The organism is Streptomyces sp. B15 (genome assembly GCF_018070605.1).
GTDB lineage: Bacteria > Actinomycetota > Actinomycetes > Streptomycetales > Streptomycetaceae > Streptomyces > Streptomyces smyrnaeus.
In genome coordinates, this window is the sequence record NZ_JAGPXJ010000205.1 from 1 (window position 1) to 978 (window position 978).

The 978-nt window shown below is 66.9% G+C and carries 1 protein-coding gene; it reads right to left on the minus strand.

The genetic code is table 11. From position 1 onward, the window contains the following. The coding region (locus KBY19_RS35855; RefSeq protein ID WP_210967520.1) for an SDR family NAD(P)-dependent oxidoreductase at nt 1–978 on the minus strand (978 nt) is incomplete at both ends.

Below are 978 nucleotides of genomic sequence, written 5' to 3' on the forward strand. Positions count from 1 at the left end.
GACGAAGAAGGAGAGGGGGAGGTGGGCGGTGGCCCGGTGCAGGTTGTATGCGGCCGTGGCCTTCGGCGCCCATACGCCGGCAAGCCGCTCGGCGGACTGCGAGGCCAGCACGGCGTCATCCAGAACACCCGCCGCATGCACCACACCGGTGAGTGGGTGCGCGGGGTCGATACCCGCGATGAGCGCGTCGACCGCCTCGGAGTCGGCCATATCGGCCGCCACCAGCTCTGTTTCAGCGCCGAGCTCGGTGAGGCGTTCGGTCAGGTCCTGTGCACCGGGAGCGTCCGGGCCCCGGCGACTGACCAGCACCAGATGCCGCACACCCCGGCTACGCACCAAATGCTCAGCAACAAGACCACCCAGCGTGCCGGTACCACCCGTCACCAACACCGTGCCCGCCACATCAAGCGGCACCGGCACATCCAACACCACCTTGCCCACATGCCGCGCCTGACTCATAAACCGCAACGCCTCACGCGCCCGCACCAACGGCCACGCCCGCACCGAAGCAGGCACCAACACCCCCGCCCCGAACAACCCACACAACTCCCCCAACATCCGCCCGATACCCTCAGCACCACAATCAGGCACAAGATCGAACGCCCGATACCACACCCCCGCCAACCCCTCCGCATCCCGCACATCGGTCTTGCCCATCTCGATGAACCGACCCCCCGGCCCAAGCAACCCCAACGACGCATCCGTCAAATCACCGGCAAGACTGTTGAGCACCACATCAACCCGCGGAAACACCGACGCGAACCCCACATCACGCGAAGACGCCCGATGCGCCGCATCAATACCCATCCCCGCCAGCACACCCTGCTTCCCAGGACCAGCCGTCGCATACACCTCCGCCCCCACATACCGCGCAATCTGCACCGCCGCCGACCCCACACCACCCGTCGCCGCATGAATCAACACCGACTCACCCCGACGCAACCCCGCCAACTCCACCAACCCGAACCACGCCGTCAG